Here is a 23156-nt window from a genome sequence, read left to right as displayed (position 1 = left end):
AGACCGCCCTTGTCGCTTGGGGAGAATGACGCAAGACACGGGAGCAAAGCCCGGACTCACCGGCTGAGGCGGCAAGCACCGCCCCCTTCCGCGTCACTTGTCCAAGCGCTTGTCAGCGACATCAAAGACGGCGGCATGCGCACTTCAGGAGGTACTTACCCATGAGATCCAACACAACGTCAGCCACAAGGCGCAACTTTGTCGTCGGTGGACTCGCCGTTGTCGCTGCAGCAACACCGCCCGTCAACGCAACCAAGACGAGCGGCCCAAGCGCTTCCGGGTCACACGCTGACTCCCCCGCGAAACGCGCGGTCATTACGCAGGACGGCACCCGAATTTTCTACAAGGACTGGGGAACGGGTCAACCCGTGGTCTTCTCCCACGGGTGGCCGCTGATGGCGGATGCATGGGACAACCAGATGTTTCTCATGGCATCTCATGGTTTTCGCGGTGTTGCCCACGACAGGCGTGGGCACGGGCGTTCCGATCAGCCGTGGTCGGGAAACGACCTCGGCACTTACGCCGACGATCTTGCCGATCTTATCGAGGCGCTCGATTTAAAGGACATCATTCTGGTTGGCCATTCCACAGGCGGTGGCGAAGTCACGCGATATGTCGGCCGCCATGGCACCAAACGCGTGTCGAAGGTCGTGCTGGTCAGTGCGATTCCACCGTTGATGTTGAAGACAGCAGCCAACCCCGGCGGCCTTCCCATCGGCGTTTTTGACGATATCCGTGCAGGTGTCCTCAACAACCGTTCGCAGTTCTACAAGGATCTGAGTGCGCCTTTCTACGGCGCGAATCGGCCGGGATCAAAAGTCTCACAGGGCATACGAGACAGCTTTTGGCTGTGGTCGATGCAGGCAGGGTTGAAGGGTTCCTACGATTGCATCAAGGCGTTTTCGGAGACCGACCTCACCGAGGATCTAAAGAAGATCGATGTGCCAACCCTGATCATTCACGGCGATGACGATCAGATCGTACCGATCGCGGACTCGGCGATGCTCTCCTCAAAAATCGTCAAGAACGCGACGCTCAAGGTCTACGACGGCGCACCTCACGGACTCTTCGCCACGCACACCGAGCGATTCAATCAGGACCTGCTTGCCTTCGCGACCGCATAGGCCGTGCAGCAAGCCCTAAACCGCCATGACCAGCGACAACGCGGGAGACATCCGATGAGCAACGACAAATCAACCCCTACGCAGCAGATGCCAGTGACGCACCATCGGTATGCGCAGATCGATGGCATCAAGATCTTCTATCGAGAGGCAGGATCGAAGGATAAGCCCTGCGTACTTCTTCTTCACGGCTTTCCCACCTCATCACACATGTTTCGTAACCTGATTCCAGCTCTGGCAGACAGCTACTACGTGGTTGCGCCGGACTACCCGGGGTACGGGCAAAGCGATATGCCGGACCGAAAGTCCTTTACCTATTCCTTCGATCGCTACGCGGAGCTGGTCGACCAATTGCTTTCGAAACTCGGCATCAAGCGCTATGCCATGTACGTCATGGACTATGGCGCGCCGGTCGGTTGGCGTCTCGCTTTAAAGCATCCCGATCAGGTGACCGGGCTGATCGTGCAGAACGGAAACGCCTACGACGAAGGCCTCAAGGAATTTTGGGATCCCATTAAAAAATATTGGTCGGAACGCACCGACGAGAACGCCAAGGCCCTGTTGAAACTTTTCACACTCGAAACCACCAAATTTCAATACACCGATGGCGTCGATGACGTCACCCGCGTATCCCCGGACAACTGGGTGCACGACCAGGCGTTGCTGGATCGACCCGGAAACTCGGACATCCAATTGGACATGATGTACGACTACCGGACGAATCTTCCCCTCTACCCGAAGGTCCAGGAATACCTGCGAAAGCATCAGCCGCCAACACTCATTGTCTGGGGGGAGCGCGACTTCATCTTCCCGGCAGACGGTGCCCACCCGTACAAGCGCGACCTCAAGGAGCTGGAGTTTCATCTGATTCCTACCGGGCACTTTGCGCTCGAGGACAAGGCGGACGTCATCGTTCCACTCATTCGAGACTTCCTCGCCAGGCGCGTGACGAAGTAGTAGTCCACGGGCAAAGACGCGTGATCAAAGACGCTGGAGAGCAACCATGTTGACGACGAACCGTTTGCAGACTGAGATATCAGGACTGGCGATCCTTGGGATAGCCCTTGCACTCGGCCTTTCGTGCCCACCTGCAAGTGCACAAGTCCCTGCCATAAGCCCCGTAACCACGATCAACGAAGCCGCGGCAAAACCCGACATTGTGCTGACGCCCCTGCGCGGAAATCTCACCGTCGTGTCCGGGTCCGGTGGAAACATCACGGTGCTGACGGGAACTGACGGAAAGTTCATGGTCGACGGCGGTATCTCGCTGTCCAAGGACAGCATCCAGGCGGCATTGGCCAAGATCAGCAACGCGCCTTTGAAATATCTCGTCGACACGCACTATCACTGGGATCACACCGACGGCAACCCGTGGCTTCACCAGGCGGGCGCCACGATCATCGCGACCCCCAACACCGTCAAACACCTCTCGATGCCCACGCGAGTGGACGACTGGAAATACACATTCAAGACGATGGCACCCGACGGCATGCCGACCGTAGTGATCAGTGGCCCCAAGACGTACAACTTCGACGGCGAGAGCATTGTGTTGACACCCGTCGTGCCCGCGCACACGGACAGCGACCTCTACGTCTACTTCAAAAAGGCCGATGTGGCTGTTCTGGGCGACCTGTTCTGGAACGGTGTTTATCCCTTCATCGACAATGAGCAGGGCGGCGGCATCGACGGCATGATCAAGGTCGACAACCAGATTCTCGCCGTCATCACGGACAAAACCATCGTCGTCCCGGGTCACGGCCCTGTCGGCAATCGGAAAGACCTGGTGGCATTCAGGGACATGTTGGTCGGTATCCGTAACAACGTGGGCTCTCTCAAGAAGCAGGGGAAATCGCTGGCCGATGTTGTCGCATCGAAACCCACAGCGGCCTTCGACGCTACATATGGAAAGTTCGTCATTGGCCCGGATTTCTTTACCAAGATTGTCTATGACGGTATCAAGTGACGGCGAGTCATCCGGGGTGGCCGGATGACCATCGATCTGTCTGACCGAAGAGCCATGAACCACAGGCGTCAATAGCTTCTGAGAGAGGTACGTAGAGATGAAAGTTCTTCTCACCACATTAGCCGCTACCGCGATTGCTCTGGGAGTAACTTCGACAATCGTTCGTTCCGCGACACCAGCTGCCCCCGACGCAACCGGCGTAACGGTGGTTTTGGTGCACGGTGCGTTTGCCGACTCTTCCAGTTGGGATGGCGTTGTGAAGTTGCTTATCAAGGACCAGGTCAAGGTAGTCGCTGTGGCTGTGCCTCTGCGAGGACTGGTGATCGACACCACGAGCGTCACCGATCTTCTGAAGAGCATCCCCGGGGACGTGGTGTTGGTCGGCCACTCTTATGGCGGTCAGGTCATCACCGCGGCAGGTTCCGGGAATCCCCACGTCAAAGGGCTGGTATATGTCGACGGCCTGGCGCCGGATACTGGCGAGAGCGCCGCCGACATCAGTGACCATTTTCCGGGCGCCACTCTGGGGCCCGCCCTGGCTCCCCCGGTCAGTCTCAGCGATGGCGGAAAGGATCTCTACATCAAGCAGGACCGCCTTCCGGACCAGTTCGCGGCGGACGTCCCTCTGGAGACGGCGCAGCTCATGGCGGTGTCGCAGAGACCGGTCACAGATGCTGCGCTCCACGACAAGCTGCAGGGCCCGCCTGCGTGGAAGTCGGCGCCATCCTGGTTCATCTACGGCAGCCTGGACAAAAACATCGTGCCCAAAGCTCACGAATTCATGGCGAAGAGAGCCCACGCACGCCGTACTGTGGCTGTCGCGGGCGCATCGCACGTGGTGATGATCTCTCACCCCGATGCCGTCGCGAAGCTGATTGAGGATGCCGCTCATTTGGCGCATCCCTGATGGATATTCTTATCGCCCCGAGCAAGGTGACGCGCCTGGAATTGCCTCGTCGCTTTGACGAGGGCGCCGAACTTGATTTCGGAGAGTAGGAATGTATTCCTCAGTGGAGACGTGCCATGCCGTCTGATGAATGCGAATGCAATACGTCAAGCGCAGGCCATGACAATGATCGAGAGATTTGCGGCGGACGCCGTCGTGCGATGGCATGTTGGTGAAAGAGCCCTGCAGCACACGATTGGTGCGGACCAGGTATTCGCCGGCTTGGAGAGCCGTATCTTCCATACGCAGCTAAGCGAGCAGCAGCGCATCTTCTTCTCTTGCCTGAGTCTTCTTGTTATCGGGTCAGTGGATGACGAAGGACTCGTCTGGGCAACAGTGGTCTCAGGAAGTCCGGGCTTCTTGTCGTCACCCAACACCAGGACGCTAAGTATCGGCACGGCACTGTCCGAAGCGGATCCCGCACGTAAAGGCCTCCATTCGGGAGAGTCGGTGGCTTTGCTGGGAATCGATTTCGCGACGAGGCGGCGATACCGAGTGAACGGAAAGGTGGTCGCGTCGGCAAGTTCCCACATGGACATTCGAACGGCACAAGTGTTCGGCAATTGCCCCAAGTACATCAAGGTGAGGCACGTGGTGGGCAGGCCTGCATCAACCGACCCGGTGGATGGACGCGAGGAGCTGAGTGTACTGGATGGCGATGCGCGCTCTCTTATCGAGAGAGCCGAGACATTCTTTGTTGGGTCGTACGTGGATTTGCCGGATACGGGGCGCCAGGTCGACGTGTCTCATCGAGGCGGGCCTGCTGGCTTTGTCCGTGCCAGTCAGAACGGTACGCTCACTGTGCCGGACTACTCGGGCAATCGATTTTTCAACACACTCGGAAACTTCGCAGTAAATCCACTCGCCGGTCTGGCATTTGCGGACTTCGAGCAAGGCACCTTGCTTCAACTTAGCGGTGCCGTGGAGCTAGTGCTAGACGGACCTGATATCGATGCGTATCCCGGAGCAGAACGTCTTTGGCGGTTCGTACCTCGAACCGTGGTCCGAAGACATTCGGCCTTTGATCTCCTGCAGTTGAAAGGGGCGTGACCATTCCCTGCTCTTGGCGCGTAAGTAACTGGACAAGCGTGGGGTTGAGCCATGGGCCCATTGTTGTTTGGTTGATCCAGTAGCAAACGGAGGTATAGACAAAGAGAACCTATTGATACCGTTTATAGACTTCGGTGATCCAACTGACAAAGACGCGGACTTTTGCACTTAGCTGCCGGCTTGGCGGGTACACGATATAGACGTCCAGCGGCTCAGGACGCCACGGCTCCAGTATCGGCATCAGCTCGCCTCGGGCGATCGCGGGGCGCACCATGAAATCAAGCGTGTGGATAAGACCGAGACCCGCCAATGCTGTCGCGAGATGTGCATTGCTCTCGTTCACGATGACGCTCGTTCGAGGGTCGATTTGAAAAGAGTCCCCATGGTCCCGAAAGTGGAGCGGCTGGACGACCCTGGTGCGCGCAGAAAAATAGCCTGCCACGGGGTAGTTTCCTTCGAGGATCTGCTTCGGATGGTCGGGCGTGCCGTAGCGCGCCAGGTAAGCTGGGCTGGCACAGGTCGTCCACTTAAGTTTGCCGATGCGATGGGCGATAAGTGCAACGTCGCTGGCAGTACTTCGGATGGCGCAGTCGATATTCTCGCCAATGACGTCGACCACTCGATCGGTCACACCGATTTCCAGGTGAATGTCCGGGTAGCGATCTCGGAACTCTGGCAGGGCCGGGATGAGAATGCCGCTGGCTGTGGAGCCGCCGGTATCGACGCGTAGGCGACCTCGCGGGTTGGTGTGAGTGCGGCCCAAGGTGGACTCGACATCATCCAACTCGGCCAGTAGTTGGCGCATGCGTTCGTAGTAGGCCGTGCCCTCATGGGTGACCCGCAGGCGGCGCGTACTGCGCTCAAGAAGCGGGACGCCGAGGTGCACCTCCAAGGATCGGATCCACTTGCTCACCGTGGCATTGGGCATTTGGAGGGATCGGGCAGCGCGGTTGAAGGCGCCGGTCTCAACCACACGGCAGAAAACTCGAATGGCTTGCAGATGATCCATGGCCGTTCCTCGTGCCACTCGATTATCTACCCATGTGGATAAACAAAACACGAAGAGCCCGTTTATCCATCGAAACAGGGACCCATTAACTGGGCTCACCGGGCGCAATCGCCCTACTGGAGAGCACATGAACATCCTCGATCACACCAAGATCAACGCCGAACGGCATGCCGGCAAAGTCGCATTGGTTACCGGCGGCAGTTCAGGGATTGGACTTGCAGCGGCCAAGCGACTTGCGCTGGAGGGGGCCAAGGTCTACATCACCGGTCGACGCCAAAGTGAGTTGGATTCGGCCATCGCCGAAATCGGCCATCACGCCACGGCCGTCCAAGGCGACGTTTCAAAGAACGCCGATCTCGATCGCGTATTCGGGCTCATTGAAGAGGTGGAGGAACGGCTCGACATACTGCTGGCCAACGCCGGCGGTGGCGAGTTCGCGCCCCTCGGCGAGATTACGGAAGCGCAGTTCCACAAGTACTTCGACATCAACGTAAAAGGGACGCTATTTACGGTTCAGAAGGCGCTGCCGTTGATGTCGTCAGGCGGTTCGATCGTGATCACGGGATCAATCGCCGCGGTCAAGGCATTTCCCGCCTTCAGCGTGTACGCAGCGACGAAGGCTGCCTTGCGCTCGTTCGTGAGGACCTGGTCCGTTGATCTGAGGGGCCGAGGCATTCGCGTCAACATCGTTGCGCCGGGAACCGTGGTAACACCCGCGTACAAAACCGAACTGGGCTTCAGCGACGAACAGATTGAGCAGTTCATGGCGCAAACATCCGAAATCACGCCACTGGGTCGGCCGGGATCGGCAGACGAAATTGCCGGCGCGATGTCGTTTCTTGCATCCGATGAAGCCAGCTATATAACGGCTACCGAGCTCGTCGTTGACGGCGGGCAGTCGCAAATCTAACTGGCTCCCGAGGAGGCCGCGTGCTCATCGCCCACGGCAGTGCAGTGAGGCCGAAATCCCATCGATCGAGCCGCATCGGTTGCACGGTCATCGTGCAACTGCCTTTGGGAAGTTGACGCCTTGGACAATCGGTTCATCCCCAAGGATGGACCGATTCGTTGAAGAGCTAAAACTTCGATCGCGTCGTGAGAGCGAAGTGGCTCTGCGCGATATTTTTATGGGGTATCAACGCGCCTGCTTCGTCGAAATTCGCCTGCAGCACCGCGCTTTCTTGCTCTGGAGCGAACCTCTTCCAGCGTCGGTAGCGGTCCCAAAGTTCGGTGGGGCTGGGAAATCTATCCATCGCCAGCGACTGCTCGAGCTGCTCGGAGGTTCCGGTGCGGTCGTGAAGCTGAAATCCTTTGCCGTTTGAGGAGAAGACGTATGGGATATCGAGCGTGGCGGCGTAGCCCAGCGCCTGCTGCGTGCCATCAGCAATGGCGCGGGTCTGATCCTTAGCCTCGATCAGCGCCAGCGGCAGATGCTTGTAGTAGAGGACATAGTCGGCCCGCTTGGCCTTTCCCCTGGTAACCAGCCCACCCCGGACGATGATGCGGCCCTTGGTGAAGCCGACTTCCTCGCGAATCTGTGTTTGCACGTCCCACCCGGCGGCGACCAAGGCCGGGGTGATGAACTTTGTGCAGACGTCGCGTTCGCTCAGTTTCGTCCCTGCATCCACTGACCTGGGCCCCTAGCTATTGCCCACCCGAAGCGCGCATTTCCAGAACTTAACAAAGGAGGCCTTAGATGAGGCTTTCCGAGAGCTTCGGAATCCGTCGTCAAGAAACCGGCCCGAAATAGATCCAGGCCCCGGGGTCTAAGAAGTTGGGAGCTGTCCATCTCGGACGAGCTTAATTCGATGGCAGACCAGAGCCGTTCCTTTCCGATCAGGAGCCTGGCTGGAAAAGTTTGCCAAAGCCATCGTTCTGGAACGTGCAAACTTTGTTGGGCGTTCATCGAAGTTTGCGCAAACGCGCAAAGTTCAACGAAATGCGCAGCTTCTTTCGGTCACACTTCATTAACGAACCGTCTAGTACATTAAGTGCGTGTCGTGAGACACCGCTCCCACCGCATGGCTAGGCTCCCCTCCTCTGCCATGCAATTAGACGGATCCCCCAAGGCCCGCAGACTCCCCATCTGCGGGCTTTTTTACGTCTGCGACCCATGCGTTCACGGGCCCGGGTCGGTCGCCTGACCGAGATCGCAACGAGCCCAGCCGGCCCGAGGAAACCTGCTTGGAGTGACCTCTTGGTCGACAGCGCGATGGGCGCCCGCTCGCGCCATGGCGACCCATGCTGATGGGGAGATGTCGACTACCTTCAGGCGGCCTTGGAAGCGGTTGCCAGCGACCCAGCGGTGGCGAACCTGGACAGGCAGTCGCCGGTGCCCCACCTACCGAGCCGCCGCACGTCGAGAGACATTTGCGCGCGTGTCGAGAATGGCGCCAGGGTGCCATGGCTTGCCGACTGCGCATCTTCCAGCGCCACATCCACGGTCACTGTGCCGCCCCAATTCCTGTTGCTCCAAGCCCTGATGTGCTTGGTGCCAGCCAACCTTTGCCCCAGCCTCTTCCAACAGCCGCTTTGGTTCGGTCAATTCGGATTGCTCGAAATCGTTGGTGGCGAGCACGGCGACCTTGAGGCCGCTTAGCTTGAACAGGGTCATCACGATCTCCTTGATGATGGACACCCAGCATTGCTGGCCACGCATGCGGGTCAAGTCATTTCCCGTGCATGCGCTGTGATCGGCCAGAGAGGATTACATTGACACTGCATGCACCGATGCATCGCTACCGTTGATAAATCGCGCGTAGGTTCGAAATTCTGCGCGAGGATCCGTCCACTGCGAACCTTGCCTAGGGCTCATCGCACCTGACGACAAGGACACCACCCATGTCTATTTCATTGCTGCTCGTCATCGTCCTCATTTTGCTCTTGATCGGTGCGCTGCCGACGTGGGGATATAGCCGTTCATGGGGCTATCGGCCGATAAGCGGCCTCGGGATCGTTCTCATCATCGTGATTGTGCTGCTGGTGCTCCACGTCATTTGAAGCGCGCATTGATGCCTCACAAGCCGATGCGGCAGAAGCGAAGTCGCTGGATCGCATTCCTTTTCCTTGTCATCTCGATTGTCGTCATGCTCGGGATGGGCCTCTACCTGAGTGCAACGCATCAAGCAATGCATCCGCTCGACAGTGGTTCACCAGGCAGCACGTCGGTACAGCCCCATTAGCCCAGGCGGCGCATTGGTGGAAGATGCGGGGCCTGTCCTCTCCAACGCGAGACGGCGGCATGAGTGCTGTGGCGGTGATGCACCCGACGCAGATGTCGTCGGTGTTCTTACAAGCGCTCAGAGTCAGGAGAACGACATGTCTTATCTCATTCCCGCTTCACTGCTGCATTACGATTCCTCGCTGGAGACACCCGAAGCCGACGAAGCCGAGACCATTCACGCGCTGCTTGAAGCCCTGCATAAGATCAACGAGACGACTTTCCGCGACAACCACCATGGATTGCGCAGCGTGCACGCAAAGAGCCACGGCCTGCTGACGGGTGAATTGCGGGTGCTGGAAGGGTTGCCGCCGGAATTGGCGCAGGGCCTGTTCGCTCAAGGCGGGACCTACCCAGTGGTAATGCGCTTCTCGACCGTTCCCGGCGACCTGCTCGACGACAAGGTGTCCACTCCGCGCGGTCTGGCGATCAAGCTGATCGGCGTGCCGGGCGACCGTGTATCCGGTTCGGAAAATGATGCGACGCAGGATTTTGTGATGATCAACGGTCCCGTCTTCGGTGCGAAGGATGCCAGGCATTTTCTCGGTAGTCTGAAACTGGTGGCCGCCACCACCGACAAGGGAGAAGCGTTGAAGAAGGTGTTTTCAGCCGTAGCACGTGGTACCGAGAAGCTCATCGAGGCGTTCGGCAGCAAGAGCGGAACCGTCATTGCCCTGGGTGGTCACCCGGAAACGAATCTCCTCGGCGAAACCCATTTCACGCAGGCGCCCGTGCGTTATGGCCGCTATGTGGCGAAGCTATCGCTCGTCCCGGTATCACCGGAACTGCGGGCGTTGACGAACGCCCCGGTCGACCTGCACGACAAGCCCAACGGATTGCGCGAAGCGGTGATCCAGCATTTCGCGCAGCTTGGCGGCGAGTGGGAGCTTCGCGCGCAGCTGTGCACCGACGTGGCGAGCATGCCGATCGAAGATGCCTCGGTGGAATGGTCGCAGGACAAAAGTCCCTACCTGAGCGTGGCACAGCTCAGCGTGCCTGCGCAGACAGCGTGGTCCGAGGCACGCTCCGAGGCGATCGATGACGGCATGGCGTTCAATCCATGGCATGCGCTGGCCGCGCATCAACCGCTGGGCTCCATCATGCGTGCTCGCAAGGTTGCCTACGAAGTGATGTCAAAGGTGCGTGCTCGACAGAATCACCGTCTGATCACCGAGCCCTCGGCGCTCCCTTTGCTTTCGTAGTGTGCTCGACCGAAGTCACTCCTCGGTCCAACTGAGGTGATGGGCCATCAAATCACGGACACATTCCTGGCCGGATCGCACAATTGGCGCGCTGAACAGCATAGACTTCCGACGATAGCGGGCCGCTCCCGGCCGGAGCAAGGCAGACCATGTCGTCACTGAAAACCCGGCGCGTATTGATAGTCGAAGACGATCCGGTGGTCGCCATGGTGGTGGAGGACACTCTGCGGGGCATGGGACTGGAGACCCTGGTCAACCTCAGCCTGTTCGATGCCCTCAACGAACTCGAAACCAGTGATATTGATGCCGCCTTCATCGACATGGGGTTGCGCGGCGAAAGCGCCCATCCCGTCGTGCTCGACCTTGTCACTCGTGGCATACCGGTTGTGGTGATGTCAGGCAAGGACCAGCCCGAGCTGAGGGCAGAGTTCCCGCAGATCCGGATTGTCCTCAAACCATTGAGCGTGCAGGCGCTGCAAGAGATCACGCTGGAACTGCTCGACATTCAGCGGTCAGCGTTGAAGCTCTGACGGTACCGGCGGCTCAGGATGCCGTGTTCGGTGTTCTCGATCATTTCGCGTATTCGCAATGCCAGCGCCTGGACGGTGAACGGCTTGGTGATCAGTTCCATGCCTGGCGCGAGGAAGCCAGCTGCCAGCGCGGCACCCGACGCGTATCCGGTCATCAGCAAGACCTTGATCCCGGGATGAAGCTGTTTTGCTGCATCAGCAAGCAGGCGACCGTTCAAACCCGGCAGACCGATATCGGATATCAACAGATCGATCGCCTGCCCTGAACCCAGCACCTCCATCCCCACCTCGCCACTGGCAGCTTCGATCGACTGGTATCCCAACTGGTCCAGCACTTCGAGGACAATCTTCCGCACCACCGGCTCGTCCTCAACGACCAGCACCACTTCGCCCCTGCCGGCAGGACTGTGGGACGCGAGCACCGGTGGAGGCGCCTGCACCTCCGCGCTGTTCCGGGGCAGGTACAGCAGGATCGAGGTGCCAAGGCCCGGTTTGCTGCGAATCTCGCAATGGCCGTTCGACTGGCGGGCGAACCCGTACACCATCGACAGGCCGAGACCGGTGCCGTGTCCTGTGGGCTTGGTGGTGAAGAACGGATCGAACGCGCGCTCGACGACCTCCTGTGGCATTCCGGTGCCGGTGTCCGTGACATCGATGCAGATGTACTGGCCGTAGGCCACGTCGCGCAATGTGCCCGCCTTCGTCGAATCGATGTCCGCGTTGTGCGAACGGATGGTCAGGCGACCGCCCGCAGGCATGGCGTCACGTGCGTTGATCGACAGATTCAGCAGCGCGCTTTCCAGCTGGTTGGGATCGCATAGCGTCGACCATAGGTCGGCGGCCAGTTCGAACTCGAGCTGGATCTGTTCACCCATCGTCCGCCGCAGCAGATCCTCCATGGAGGTGACCAGCGGATTCGCGTCGATCGGGCGTGGATCGAGCGGCTGCTGTCGCGAGAAAGCCAGCAGCCGATGGGTCAGCGCGGCGGCACGATTCGCCGACGTCAGGGCGCCCTCAACGAAGCGCCCGATATTCTCACTGCGACCGGCATTGATGCGTAGCTGGATCAGGTCGAGCGAGCCGATGATGCCCTGCAGAAGATTATTGAAATCGTGGGCAATACCGCCCGTCAACTGGCCGACAGCCTCCATTTTCTGCGCCTGCCGCAGCTGCGCCTCGATCAGGACCCTTTCGGTGAGGTCGCGCATGAAAACATTGAATCGCATGCCGTCATTCATCACCAGCACGCTGATGCTCAGCTCCACGATGAGCCTCTTCCCTTCGCGCGTGATCGCTTCGATTTGTCCGCCGCCACTGGGTGACAGGGCCGAGCGCAGGGTCGGCGGCAGATACTCGGCAAATCGCGCCTGATCCTCGGGAGCCACCACGAGGTCGATCAGGCGGCTCCCCACGGCTTCCTCGCGCGTCCAGCCGAATACGGTCTGCGCACGTGGATTCCATTCCAGAATGAGCCCCGTTGCATCCAGCTGCGCGAAGCCGTCAAGCGCCGTATCGATGACGCCACGCGACTGACGCTCGCTTTCGATCAGCGCGGTCTCGTTCTTCCTGCGTTCGGTGACGTCGCGGGTGATCTTGGCGAATCCGATCAGGCTGCCCTGGTCGAAGATGGGATCGATGACCACGCTGGCCCAGAACCGGCTGCCGTCCTTGCGCACGCGCCAGCCTTCGGCCTCGTATTTTCCCTCGCGCAGCGCGGTGGCCAGTGCCCTTGCCGGCAGGTTTTGCGCACGGTCTTCGGGCGTGTAGAAGCGCGAAAAATTCTGCCCCACGACCTCTTTGGCCAGGTAACCCTTGATCCGCTCCGCTCCGCGATTCCAGTTAGTGACGTTGCCCTGGGGATCGAGCATGTAAACCGCGTAGTCGACGATGCTGCCCACCAGCAACGCAAAATTGCGCTCGCTGCGATGCAGATCCTGGTAGATCGCTTCTGCCTCGCGCGTCCGCTCGTGGACGCGCCGTTCGAGCGTATCGTTGAAGTCCTGCAAGGCCCGTTCGATTTTCTGGTGTTCGGTGACATCCACCAACATGTTCACCGCGCCAACCATGACGCCGGCCTCATCGAACAGCGGCGTCGGATAGGCCGCGAACGCTAGCCGGCTGCCATCGGGCCGCTCCGCCACAGCCTCTGCGCCATGTATCGGTCGCTGCTCACGGATGGCCACGGCCATCGGGCACTGGTCGTGTGGAAGCGGCGTGCCATCGACCAGGAACATCTTCCACGAAACGCACCATTCCTCACCAAGCGCCGGCGTTCGCCCCGCGAACGTAACCGCTGCCTGGTTATAGAACGTGATCCGCCCCAGTGCGTCGGTGGTGTAGATCGCCACCGGCAAGGCCTCGAGCAGCTGATGAGAGAGCTTCTCGCGTTCGTGGATTGCCTGGGCGAGCTGGTGCTGTTCAGTGACATCGACGGTGAAGCAGCGGGTATGGGTGAGCCGGCCGGACTCAAAGCGCGCGCTGGAGCTGATCTGCACATACTTGATTTGCCCGTCCCTGGCGATCAGCCGTGCGGGATACTTGTCGAGCGTCTCGCCCGCGCCAAGGCGCGTCAGGATGTCGGCGATCACGTCCGCATCGGCGTGGAACTCGCTTATATGCCGGCCGACGTAATCGTCACGCCGATACCCGAGCAGATCCAGTTCGGCCTGGTTCGCGCGCAGTATGGTGCCGTCTGCTGCCACGAAATGCAGACCGATCGAGCCATTCTCAAACAGGTCCTCAAGATCGTCCCTCGACCCGCCCGGCTGAATCTCGACGAGTAAGCCATGTACCGCTCCATTGCCGGCCCTAAGCGGTCGCAGGCTGACCAGTGCGTTCAGCGCATCGCCCCGCGCGGTGTCGATCACGACCTCCACACCGCATATCGGCTCCCCTGCGCCCAGTACGATGTCGAAAGGGGATGCCCGCGACGGCGTCGCAACACTTTCGGTCCCGTCTTGGCGGATCTGCCGGAACAGGCTTTCGCCGCGAATGCCACGGGGCAGAGCGGCTCCCCACAACTCCACGGCCGCTCTATTGCAGGCGACGACAAGGCCAAGCGCGTCGCATACGCAATGGGCCGCGGGCAACGCGTCCATGATGGACTGGCACCATTCGCCTGGCGGAGGTACTGACTCGGCCCGATCTACGGCCACGACGTCGTCTTCGAACATGTTGTCCCCGGATGGGCTAAGGGTCCCCGAAATGAAGAACCCGTGATGGCAAGAGTCGCGCGCAGAGCGTGAAGAGAATGCCACGGAATTCACGTGCCGCTCACCATGTTGCCGCCAGCCAGCAACCGTGCATCCACGTGGGCGCGATCTCCCCCATACACGAGGACAACTAACTCCCAGCCTGGTGTTCACCTCGTATTGGCGCCATGCTCCGCACAGTGTTCCCGACGACGTCGGAGAGAACCATGCCGGAAGGTCTTTCCATATGGACCCTGCGTGAAGTAGCGGCGGCGTTCGCCGGCCAGACCATCCGATACGCGGAAGGCAACGCGAAGATCGACATGCAACGCCTGCCCGGCCAGCGGCTCGAGGCGATCCACAGCTTCGGCAAGCAGTTCCTGATCGAGCTACCGGATCGGCTGGCCGTACGCATTCACTTGCTGATGTTCGGCAGCTATCGCATCGAAGCACGCAAGGATGCGGTGCCCCGATCAGGCCAGGGCTTCGATCACGGTGAGCTCAACTTCTACGCCTGCTCGGCGCGCCTGCTGGAGGGCGACCTGGACGAGCTGTATGACTGGGCACCGACGTAATGGCGGACAGCTGGGATCCCGCGCTCACCCGCGCGAAGCTGCGCAAGATGCCGAACACGTTGGTATGCGACGCGTTGCTCGACCAGGCCATCTTTGCGGGCGTCGGCAACATCATCAAGAACGAGGTGCTCTACCGTACGCGCATCCACCCATTGTCCACGCACGGCGCCCTGCCCCTGCGCAAGCTGCGCGAACTGGTGGAGCAGGCGCGCGTCTACGCGTTCCAGTTTCTGGAGTGGAAGAAGGCGTTCGTGCTTCGCAAGCACTGGCTGGTGCACAATCGCAGCCGCTGCCCACGTCACGACATCCCGCTGACCCGCGCTTACCTGGGCAAGACCGACCGCCGCAGCTTTTACTGCGGGCTCTGTCAGAAACGCTATACGCAGGATTCACAGCCGTGAGCCGTAATGACTTCACCCGCCGACGCAACGGGGCCACCTTGCCTTCGCGGTGTAGCTGATGTCGCAACTGAGCCTGTTCGGCACGGGTCAGCGCCGACTGCTGGATGACGCCAGTGGCTTCATCGAGTTGACGCCGGATTTCCTGGATGCGACCACGGCGCAATCCTGGTTCCACTGGCTACACGAAAACGTCGCCTGGGAAGCCGGACGACGCCTGATGTACGAGCGCGAGGTCGACGTGCCCCGTCTGCGCGCCCACTACCCTTCAAGCGATGCGCAGCTGCCAGCCCTTCTGAGTGATGCCCTTGAGCGGGTGCGCGCCGCCATCGGCGCACCGTTCGACAGCATCGGTCTCAACCTCTATCGGAATCAGCACGACAGCGTGGCGCCCCACAACGACACGCTCGCCGACCTCGAGCGCGATCAGCCGATCGCCCTGCTCTCGCTGGGTGCCACCAGACGCATGACAATCCGCGCCAAGCAACCTCCGCGTCGGGTGTTGCAGGTGGACATGGAGTCCGGCGCCCTCCTGCTCATGAGCTGGTCCACGCAACTGCACTATGACCACTCGATCCCAAAGCAACGCGAGGCGGTGGGGCCACGCATCAGCCTGGCGTTCCGGGTGCGCGGCAATCCACCCGAATGAAGTTCAGCTGGCCTTGCGGGCCGCTGCGCGCTTCGTGGTCTTCTTCGTTGCGCTGGCCTTTTTCGCCACCGGCTTCTTCGCGACGGACGCTTTCTTGCTGCCCGACTTGCGCGCCGATTTTGATGAGTGTTTTTGTGCCGGTGTACGTTTCTTGCTGGCCAGACTTTTCTGCAGCAGCGCCATGAAGTCCACCACGTTGGTCGTGGCGTTTTCTGGCGTCTCCGCCTCTTCGTCGATGGCCGGCGTGACCACACCCTTGGACTTGAGCCGCTTCTCGATAACCTTGCGCAGGCGATCGCGGAATTCATCCCGGTAATCGTCAGGGTTCCAGTTGCTGCTCATCGAATCGATCAGCTGCTCGGCCATCTGCATTTCCTTCGGCGAGATACGGTGTTTTGATGCTGCACCCTCGGGGATCTTGTAGTCGTTTACGTCGACCAACTCCTGCGGGTAGCGCAACAGCATGAGCATCAGCGCGTCACCCTTGGGCATCACGGCCGACAGGTACTCGCGTGTTCGGATCACCACGCGGGCTATCCCTATCTTGCCGGTGCGCTTGAGCGTCTCGCGAAAAAGCACATAACCCTTTTCTGCCTTCTTGCCTGGCACCAGCACGTAGGGCTTTTCGAAATATTCCGGCCCGATCGAATCCGCATCGACGAAAGCCTCGACCTCGACTGCCTCGCGTCCCTCCGATGCGGCCGACTTGATGTCTTCGGGCTCCAGCACGACATAACTGCCCTTCTCATATTCGAATGCCTTGACGATCTCCTTCCATGGCACTTCCTCGCCAGTTTCCGCGTTGACGCGCTCATAGCGCACTGGCGTGTTGCTGCGACTGTCCAGCATGCGGAAATGCAGATCGACGCTGCGCTCGCCCGACATCAGCGAAACCGGCACGTTGAGCAGGCCGAATGAAAGTGTTCCAGTCCAGATCGGGCGTGCCATGTCATGCAGTCTCCAGTGAGGTGGATAGGGTCAGGACGCCTTCTTCGCGCGAGTCTTCGCTGCTTTTCTGGCTGCTGCCGAAGGTCCTGCCGCACCCTTGGTGTGCGCCGCCTTTTTCGCGGAGGCCGCACGCGAGCCGGCGCTGCGCTTGGCGGTGATCTTCTTTGCGTGGGATGACAACGCGGTTGTCGACGCCGCCTCGTGGCCTTCCTTCTTCAGCGCGCTGGTAGTGGCCCCTGAGCGCTTTGCCGCGGGTCTGTGATGATCGTGCGAGGCCGCCTCATCCTGGGCGGCCTTGTTCCTGGTCGACTTGCTGGCGGTCCTGCTGGTCGGCACCTTCACCCCGTCACGTCGCGCCTTGGACAGTCCGATGGCGATCGCCTGCTTGGTCGACCGCACGCCATGTTTTCCCTCGCGTACATGCTCGATTTCCTCGTGCACGTATTCACCTGCCTGGGTACTCGGTGACTTGCCTTCTTTTTTATCTTTGCTGGCGGCACGTTGGGTTTTCTTCTCTGGCATGACAGCTCTCCATTGGCAGTGGGTAGCCGGACTATTCCCCTCGTGATGTCGACGAGCTGTCAAATACACCTGCAAATGATGAACGCTTCACCCGGGAAGCACGATCTGTTCGCTAGCGTTGTTGAACCCGCCAGCTGTTAATCCAGGGAGTGTCATTGCCATGCCTTTCAGCACACGCGCTTCGCGTAGCGGAGCAACCAACAAGCGGGAACGTGTCATCCAAACCACCACGGATCACGAAGAACGGCCAACCAGCTGATCATGGCCAGCCTGCGGGACTACCAGCGCAAGCGTGATTTCTCCAGGACACGCGAACCGGCCGCCAACGAAATCGGATCGACGGATCGTCGCGCTATCTTCGTGGTGCAGCTGCATCACTCCAGTCGTCGCCATTTCGACTTCCGCCTGCAGGTCGGCGACGTGCTGAAAAGCTGGGCGGTGCCAAAGGGGCCCAGCTACGACCCGTCGGTGAAGCGTCTGGCAGTCGAGGTCGAGGATCACCCCGTTTCATACGCCGGCTTCGAGGGCGACATCGAGCATGGCTACGGCAAGGGCCATGTCGATCAGTTCGACCGTGGCGTATGGACCACGCCCGGTGATGCCGAGGCCCAGCTGCAAAAAGGCCACCTGAGCTTCGAGCTGTTTGGCAAGCGGCTCAAGGGCAGCTGGCATCTGGTGCGCAGCGGCCGCAAGGAACGCCAGCCCGCGTGGTTCCTGATCAAGGCCAAGGACGCATTCGCCGGTGATGTCGAAGCCGATGATCTGCTCGACGCGAAGATGACCCGTAGCACCCGCAAGGCAGCGAAGACACCGGCGACGAAGGCGGCGGCAAAGAAATCCACCGCCCGCAAAAAGCCGATTCCCACGGCGAAAAAGCGACCCCGCCTGCGTCTGGCCAAGGCGGCCGCCGCGTTGAGCGGCGCCCGGCCGGCCGCCCCGAGCAGTCATTTCTTCAAACCCGAACTGGCACGCCTGCGCGAATTTCCGCCGGAAGGAACGCAATGGCTACATGAAGTGAAATGGGACGGCTACCGCATCCTGGCTGCGATCGCGGATGGCGAAGTGAAACTGTGGTCGCGCAACGCGCTGCCGTGGAACGAACGTCTGCCGGATATCGTGCAGTCACTGGAATCGCTGGGCCTGCATTCGGCCCGCCTCGACGGCGAACTCGTCGCGCTGGATGCGCACGGACGCAGTGACTTCAATGGGCTGCAGCAAACGCTGTCAGGCGAGGCACAGTTGCCGCTGGTCTATATGTTGTTTGACCTCCCCTATCTCGAAGGCAGCGACCTGTCGCGGGTCGGCCTGCTGGAGCGCAAACAACTGCTGGAAAAACTGCTGGCGCATGCACCGAAACACCTCGCCTTCAGCAGCCATGCGATTGGCGATGGCCAGGACGCATTCCAGATGGCCACTGACGAAAAACTCGAAGGCATCATTTCCAAACGCATTGATTCGGCCTACCGCCCGGGCCGCGGCGACGACTGGCTCAAGATCAAGCGACTGGAGAGCGACGAATTTGCCGTAGTGGGCTACACGCCACCCAAGGGCAGCCGCAGCGGCTTCGGCTCGCTGCTGCTGGCCCGGCCCGATCCTCAGGTGAAATCCGGCTGGATCTACGTCGGACGCGTGGGCACCGGCTTCTCTGACGAACAACTGCAGCAACTGAGCAAGACCATCGCCGACAAGGGCAGCGCCAAACCCACGGTGAAACTCACCGCCATCGACCCGCTATTGCGCGAGGCGCGGTGGGTCAAGCCGACGGCAGTCGCCGAGGTGTACTACCGCGGCATCGGCAACAAGAACCTGCTGCGCCAACCGAGCCTCAAGACCATGCGTATCGACAAGACCCCTACGGACCTCGCCGACTCCGATCGCAGCAAGACCAAGCCGGCGGCGAAAAATTCAGATGCTGGACGTCGCAAATCGCCGGCCTCGAAACCGGCCGACATCGAGATCACGCATCCCGATCGCGTGGTGTTTGCCGATGACGGCTACACCAAGCAGGACGTGGCCGATTACTACGCCAGCGTCATGCGGTGGTTTCTGCCCGGCGTGGTGGGTCGCCCGACGTCAGTGATCCGCTGCCCCGAGGGAACCGCGAAGCCCTGCTTCTTCCAGAAGCATGTGATCACCGGCCTGAAACACGTGGGCAGTGCGAAGCTGAAGGAGGAATCCGGTGCGCAGGCCACTTACATCTATCCTCTGGATGCCGCATCGGTGATCGAGCTGGTGCAATTTGGCGCGCTGGAATTCCACCCTTGGGGTTCAACCATCAAACAGCCGAACGTGGCCGACCGGGTGGTGTTCGACCTGGATCCCGGCGACAACGTGGCCTGGCCCCGGGTCGCGGCAGCTGCACGCTTGATGCGCAAGCTGCTCGCACAGCTGGGCCTGGAATCATTCCTGCGCACCACCGGGGGCAAGGGCCTGCATGTCGTCGTTCCGTTGAATCCGGGTTGCGCCTGGCCGCAGGTGAAGGACTTTGCACACGCCTTTGCCGCCACCGTGGCGCAGGCACATCCGCTGGAATTCATCGCGACCGCGACCAAGGCAAAGCGTGGCGGCAAGATCTACGTGGACTACCTGCGCAACAGCCGAGGCGCCACCAGCGTGGCGTCGTATTCGCTGCGTGCACGCAGCGGCGCGCCGGTCGCCGTGCCGCTTCGCTGGACCGAGCTGGGCAAACTCAAAAGCGGCCACGACTTTGATATTCGCTCCACGCCCAAGCGGTTGTCGCGGTTGCGTGCGGACCCGTGGGCCGGCATTGACGATGTGCGGCAGGATCTGAAGAACATCATGGGGAAGCTTGGCTGAGTCGGACTTCCTGCTTGCCTGGACAGCCGGTCAGTACTCCAGGTGGACACGCAGCCCTACGACTCGTGCCGGCCCGCGATCCGTGTTGTATCCGGGATTGTGAATGAGTTGAATGTCTGCCGTCACGAAGGCGAACGAGGTGACGGAAAACTCGTAATACGCTTCCCCGATCTGTTCGGTGCCGTAGTTCAAGCGGCCATCGCCCAAGGTGAAACCGGAGCCACCTGCCGCCAGATAGTTTCGGTGCTCCGGAGAAAGTCCGTTCACCGCGAACGCAATCGCGACCCGGTCCCTGGGACGCTGCCACTGCGTTCCCGCGAGCTGGCCGCCGATACTGGCACTGCGGTCCGCTTCGGTGAAGGCGAACGATTCCGTCCTTCCATCGTTCCACGCCACGCGTCCGAAAAGACCTGTGTCTCCGTCGTCGGCGATAGGTACATCGATGCCTGCGGCCGCACCGAACTTGTGTCGTCCGTCCTGGTCATCAGCGCGGATATCCGGAACCGAGCCGGTTTCTTCGGCTCGTAGCAACGCATTGTCGTAGATGCCCATGCGTGCCTTGTTGCAAAAGGCGAGCAACCAGACGCTGGCGCTTTTCGGATCGTGCTGCCAGGTCACCTGCGCATTTTGGCCTTTGGCTCGATCAATGCCCCCTTCCAGATCAGGCCCGTTCGCTTGCGTCGGCATCTGGTAGATGCCGTAACGCCAGGTCCATGGGCCAGTGACGTACGTTACGAGTCCGCCAACGGTGTAGCCACGGGTGTCGGCGGCAAAGTCCCATGCCGGACTATTGAACAAACTCCAGTTCATGAACTGCGTTCTCGTCGAATTGGCGTAGCGGCTCTGATCGAAGTCGTCGTTGACTGCCATCAGCCCCAACTTGAAGCTGAGGCGATCGTCAGCCTGTTCGCCAGGCAGTTGATCCAGCTTTCTTTTGACCGTTGTCGTTTTATCGCCCAGCGGTATGTCGTAGGTAAGAAATGCGCGGGCAACATAGGCACCCCGTCCCAGTGAGCCACCGCCACCGCGGATCACATCGCCGTTGGTAAGACCAGCCAGTCCTGTGCTGTGACTGATTCCTTCACCTCGGAACATCTCGACATCCACATAGCCAGAAAGACGTGGTGTCAAAGGCACACCGAAATACACGCCGAAGGTATGCGAGCGTGCATGGTCGCCTCCAGGCTCCAGGCTGAGCGGACCGGCATAGGGCGAATGCAGGCTGTTCTGGATCTGGGTGATGAACGTGTACTGTGCCCCGAGCAATTGCGGCACAAAGTAATTGACGTCGTCAGCCATTGCTTCGCCCGTCCAGACGGAAGCGACAAGCGTGGAAGCAATGATTGCCAAATAGCGATGCACTCTTGCTTCCTGTTGTTTGGGATCTGGGCCTGTTTTACTGACCCCAGGTAATAAACATCACGATCGCAGCCGCGGTCATGACTCCGGTCGCAATCCAGCCCCATATCTTCAGCGACGTGTTGAGCGTGAATGGCCCCATCACTTTATTGTTCATGGCCAGCAGCATGATCATGATCATCATCGGCACCGCCGTAACGCCGTTGATCACAGCGCTCCAATAGAGCGCCTTGATTGGATCAATGGGAGTGAAATTCAGCGCTATGCCAACGAGGCTGGCGAATACCAGTACACCGTAGAAGAACTTCGCTTCGTGGGGCTTGTACTCCAGCCCATAGCGACGCCCAAGTGAGCCGGCCGTCGCGAAGGCGGTAGCGCCGGCAAGAACCGGCACGGCCAGCAAGCCCGTTCCAATAATCCCCGCGGCAAATAGCGCGAAGGCAAACCGCCCGGCAATGGGACGCAAAGCCTCAGCTGCATCCGCAGCCGACTGGATGTCGGTCTTCCCATGAGCATGCAGAACCACGGCTGCCGTAAGGACGATAAAAATGGCCACAATGTTGGAGAACATCATTCCTATCGTCGTATCCACCGTGATCCGTTCGATCTGTTTGGGTCCTTGTGAGGGATCTTTCTTCAACGGCTGTCGATCATCGTCCCCGCGAATTTCCTCGGCTTCTTGCGCGGCTTGCCAGAAGAAAAGATAGGGGCTGATGGTGGTGCCGAGTACAGCAACGATGGCGACGGCATACTTTGCCGTCAGCTGCACCTTGGGCATGACGATGCCTCGCAGCACGTCGCCCCATGGCACATGGATGACGAATACCGTACCCACATAAGCGAATAGGCTGAGCGTCAGGACCTTCAGGATGGGCGAGTATCTGGAAAATGGCACATACATCTGCAGCAGCAGAGAAACGATGGCGAAGACTGCCGCGTAGACAACCGCCGGGCCGCCGATCAGCAGTTTAAGCGCTGCGCCCATCGCACCGATATCAGCGGCCAGATTGATCACGTTGGCGATGAGCACGGAAAACACGAGCCCGTATACCCATGGATGCGCATAATGGCTGCGCATGCTGCTCGACAGTCCCTTGCCCGTGGCACAGCCGATTCGCGCGCTGATCGCCTGTATCGCGATCATAAGTGGCATGGCGAGGAACAGACTCCAGATCGTGGCGTATCCGAAGGCAGCCCCGACCTGGGAATAAGTGGCGATACCGCTCGGATCGTCGTCCGCCGCGCCCGTAATGAGGCCCGCGCTCAGCTTGCCCAGCAAGGATGGCTTCGACTCAGTCGTCGTTGATTTTTTAGCCGATAGATCGTTCAAGAAACCATCCTCATCGGGCGATAAAACGCCGCGCTCCATCGGTTCATACAGGTAGCTATCCATGGAATTGACGCAGAGACCCCCAGTGCGAGCTCAAGGGTCGACCCCAAGGCTCGTGTCGCTCAACGACAGGATAGGCATGCGCCATGTCTACAGAAGATCAACAAAGCTGAGCAACTCGACTCACCGTGCCAAGTCACCGCTGATGCGTGAAAAAACTTTGCCGCCGACGTTTCAGTCGGGTGAATTTTGTATGTTGATTTCCTGCACCATTCCTCACAATCCACGCACGCAGATATCTTTATAAGTTCCTTTACTTATGTCGC

18 protein-coding genes and 2 pseudogenes are annotated in these 23156 nt (G+C 60.0%); 12 read left to right on the top strand and 8 right to left on the bottom strand.

Translation table 11 applies throughout. The features are described from left to right. Positions 1–161: 161 nt before the first annotated feature. From HDE77_RS02100 to HDE77_RS02080, 5 genes are all read left to right on the top strand, one after another. Entirely contained in the window at positions 162–1124 is a 963-nt protein-coding gene (locus HDE77_RS02100) for an alpha/beta hydrolase (protein ID WP_184415470.1), read from the top strand. A 54-nt stretch (positions 1125–1178) separates the two neighbouring features. Continuing rightward, positions 1179–2078: an alpha/beta hydrolase gene (locus HDE77_RS02095; RefSeq protein ID WP_184415469.1), complete on the top strand. Its 900-nt coding sequence runs from the start codon at positions 1179–1181 to the stop codon at positions 2076–2078. Positions 2079–2124: 46 nt separating this feature from the next. Continuing rightward, a complete protein-coding gene (locus HDE77_RS02090) occupies positions 2125–3084 on the top strand; it encodes an MBL fold metallo-hydrolase (RefSeq protein ID WP_184415468.1) in 960 nt (319 codons plus the stop codon). Positions 3085–3181: 97 nt separating this feature from the next. Continuing rightward, on the top strand, positions 3182–3991 hold the full coding sequence (locus HDE77_RS02085) for an alpha/beta hydrolase (RefSeq protein WP_184415467.1): 810 nt from the start codon (positions 3182–3184) through the stop codon (positions 3989–3991). Positions 3992–4117: 126 nt separating this feature from the next. Next, a complete protein-coding gene (locus HDE77_RS02080; RefSeq protein ID WP_184415466.1) occupies positions 4118–5080 on the top strand; it encodes a pyridoxamine 5'-phosphate oxidase family protein in 963 nt (320 codons plus the stop codon). Positions 5081–5189: 109 nt separating this feature from the next. Here the strand turns inward: HDE77_RS02080 and HDE77_RS02075 are convergent, their stop codons facing one another. Further along, entirely contained in the window at positions 5190–6089 is a 900-nt protein-coding gene (locus HDE77_RS02075) for a LysR family transcriptional regulator (RefSeq protein ID WP_184415465.1), read from the bottom strand. Positions 6090–6216: 127 nt separating this feature from the next. On the opposite strand from HDE77_RS02075, the gene HDE77_RS02070 reads away from it, so the two are divergent. Then, positions 6217–6999 (top strand): SDR family oxidoreductase, encoded by a 783-nt coding sequence (locus tag HDE77_RS02070; protein WP_184415464.1) that lies wholly within the window; start codon positions 6217–6219, stop codon positions 6997–6999. A 166-nt stretch (positions 7000–7165) separates the two neighbouring features. Here HDE77_RS02070 and HDE77_RS02065 read toward each other — a convergent pair whose 3' ends face one another. Continuing rightward, positions 7166–7717: a type I restriction endonuclease gene (locus HDE77_RS02065; RefSeq protein ID WP_184415463.1), complete on the bottom strand. Its 552-nt coding sequence runs from the start codon at positions 7715–7717 to the stop codon at positions 7166–7168. A gap of 808 nt (positions 7718–8525) precedes the next feature. Continuing rightward, positions 8526–8703: pseudogene (locus HDE77_RS20395) on the bottom strand (protease); the annotation flags it as partial. 233 nt (positions 8704–8936) lie between these two features. Here HDE77_RS20395 and HDE77_RS02055 point away from each other — a divergent pair. From HDE77_RS02055 to HDE77_RS02045, 3 genes are all read left to right on the top strand, one after another. After that, entirely contained in the window at positions 8937–9089 is a 153-nt protein-coding gene (locus HDE77_RS02055; protein ID WP_343206047.1) for a DUF3309 family protein, read from the top strand. Positions 9090–9407: 318 nt separating this feature from the next. Beyond that, positions 9408–10511 (top strand): catalase family protein, encoded by a 1104-nt coding sequence (locus HDE77_RS02050; protein WP_184415461.1) that lies wholly within the window; start codon positions 9408–9410, stop codon positions 10509–10511. A gap of 149 nt (positions 10512–10660) precedes the next feature. After that, the gene (locus HDE77_RS02045; protein ID WP_184415460.1) at positions 10661–11041 is read left to right on the top strand and encodes a response regulator; all 381 of its coding nucleotides are present in this window, start codon (positions 10661–10663) and stop codon (positions 11039–11041) included. On the opposite strand, the gene HDE77_RS02040 is transcribed toward HDE77_RS02045, so the two are convergent. Further along, positions 11017–14139 (bottom strand): PAS domain S-box protein, encoded by a 3123-nt coding sequence (locus HDE77_RS02040; RefSeq protein WP_184415459.1) that lies wholly within the window; start codon positions 14137–14139, stop codon positions 11017–11019. The two genes, HDE77_RS02045 and HDE77_RS02040, sit on opposite strands and share 25 nt — an antisense overlap. A gap of 320 nt (positions 14140–14459) precedes the next feature. Here HDE77_RS02040 and HDE77_RS02035 point away from each other — a divergent pair. Both HDE77_RS02035 and HDE77_RS02030 read left to right on the top strand, forming a co-directional pair. Beyond that, a pseudogene (locus HDE77_RS02035) lies at positions 14460–15208 on the top strand (DNA-formamidopyrimidine glycosylase family protein). Positions 15209–15266: 58 nt separating this feature from the next. Then, complete coding sequence (locus HDE77_RS02030; protein WP_184415458.1) at positions 15267–15854, top strand: alpha-ketoglutarate-dependent dioxygenase AlkB; 588 nt, start codon at positions 15267–15269, stop codon at positions 15852–15854. 3 nt (positions 15855–15857) lie between these two features. On the opposite strand, the gene HDE77_RS02025 is transcribed toward HDE77_RS02030, so the two are convergent. Continuing rightward, positions 15858–16802, bottom strand: coding sequence for a Ku protein (locus tag HDE77_RS02025; protein WP_184415457.1), 945 nt, complete (start codon positions 16800–16802; stop codon positions 15858–15860). Positions 16803–16832: 30 nt separating this feature from the next. Further along, a complete protein-coding gene (locus HDE77_RS02020) occupies positions 16833–17324 on the bottom strand; it encodes a DUF6496 domain-containing protein (RefSeq protein WP_184415456.1) in 492 nt (163 codons plus the stop codon). 261 nt (positions 17325–17585) lie between these two features. On the opposite strand from HDE77_RS02020, the gene ligD reads away from it, so the two are divergent. Next, positions 17586–20141 carry a DNA ligase D gene (gene ligD / locus HDE77_RS02015; RefSeq protein ID WP_184415455.1) on the top strand — a complete coding sequence of 852 codons (2556 nt, stop codon included), beginning with the start codon at positions 17586–17588 and terminating at the stop codon, positions 20139–20141. A 30-nt stretch (positions 20142–20171) separates the two neighbouring features. On the opposite strand, the gene HDE77_RS02010 is transcribed toward ligD, so the two are convergent. Both HDE77_RS02010 and HDE77_RS02005 read right to left on the bottom strand, forming a co-directional pair. Beyond that, positions 20172–21440 carry a carbohydrate porin gene (locus HDE77_RS02010; protein ID WP_184415454.1) on the bottom strand — a complete coding sequence of 423 codons (1269 nt, stop codon included), beginning with the start codon at positions 21438–21440 and terminating at the stop codon, positions 20172–20174. Between the two features lie 97 nt (positions 21441–21537). Then, the gene (locus HDE77_RS02005; protein ID WP_255482483.1) at positions 21538–22893 is read right to left on the bottom strand and encodes an Nramp family divalent metal transporter; all 1356 of its coding nucleotides are present in this window, start codon (positions 22891–22893) and stop codon (positions 21538–21540) included. Between the last annotated feature and the right edge of the window lie 263 nt (positions 22894–23156).

Origin of the sequence: Rhodanobacter sp. MP7CTX1 (genome assembly GCF_014205795.1) — a bacterium.
Classification (GTDB): domain Bacteria; phylum Pseudomonadota; class Gammaproteobacteria; order Xanthomonadales; family Rhodanobacteraceae; genus Rhodanobacter.
The sequence above is the reverse complement of the archived record's forward strand: the minus strand, read 5'-3'. Positions and strand labels throughout refer to the sequence as shown.

Excerpts from the sequence above, each read along its gene's own strand:
- HDE77_RS02025 (WP_184415457.1), bottom strand. The coding sequence starts at position 16,802 with ATGGCACGCCCGATCTGGACTGGAACACTTTCATTCGGCCTGCTCAAC.
- HDE77_RS02010 (WP_184415454.1), bottom strand. The coding sequence starts at position 21,440 with ATGGCTGACGACGTCAATTACTTTGTGCCGCAATTGCTCGGGGCACAG.
- HDE77_RS02085 (WP_184415467.1), top strand. The coding sequence starts at position 3,182 with ATGAAAGTTCTTCTCACCACATTAGCCGCTACCGCGATTGCTCTGGGA.
- HDE77_RS02020 (WP_184415456.1), bottom strand. The coding sequence starts at position 17,324 with ATGCCAGAGAAGAAAACCCAACGTGCCGCCAGCAAAGATAAAAAAGAA.
- HDE77_RS02095 (WP_184415469.1), top strand. The coding sequence starts at position 1,179 with ATGAGCAACGACAAATCAACCCCTACGCAGCAGATGCCAGTGACGCAC.
- HDE77_RS02090 (WP_184415468.1), top strand. The coding sequence starts at position 2,125 with ATGTTGACGACGAACCGTTTGCAGACTGAGATATCAGGACTGGCGATC.
- HDE77_RS02100 (WP_184415470.1), top strand. The coding sequence starts at position 162 with ATGAGATCCAACACAACGTCAGCCACAAGGCGCAACTTTGTCGTCGGT.
- HDE77_RS02040 (WP_184415459.1), bottom strand. The coding sequence starts at position 14,139 with ATGGACGCGTTGCCCGCGGCCCATTGCGTATGCGACGCGCTTGGCCTT.
- HDE77_RS02045 (WP_184415460.1), top strand. The coding sequence starts at position 10,661 with ATGTCGTCACTGAAAACCCGGCGCGTATTGATAGTCGAAGACGATCCG.
- HDE77_RS02080 (WP_184415466.1), top strand. The coding sequence starts at position 4,118 with ATGAATGCGAATGCAATACGTCAAGCGCAGGCCATGACAATGATCGAG.
- HDE77_RS02070 (WP_184415464.1), top strand. The coding sequence starts at position 6,217 with ATGAACATCCTCGATCACACCAAGATCAACGCCGAACGGCATGCCGGC.
- HDE77_RS02075 (WP_184415465.1), bottom strand. The coding sequence starts at position 6,089 with ATGGATCATCTGCAAGCCATTCGAGTTTTCTGCCGTGTGGTTGAGACC.
- HDE77_RS02050 (WP_184415461.1), top strand. The coding sequence starts at position 9,408 with ATGTCTTATCTCATTCCCGCTTCACTGCTGCATTACGATTCCTCGCTG.
- HDE77_RS02005 (WP_255482483.1), bottom strand. The coding sequence starts at position 22,893 with ATGGATAGCTACCTGTATGAACCGATGGAGCGCGGCGTTTTATCGCCC.
- ligD (WP_184415455.1), top strand. The coding sequence starts at position 17,586 with ATGGCCAGCCTGCGGGACTACCAGCGCAAGCGTGATTTCTCCAGGACA.
- HDE77_RS02030 (WP_184415458.1), top strand. The coding sequence starts at position 15,267 with ATGTCGCAACTGAGCCTGTTCGGCACGGGTCAGCGCCGACTGCTGGAT.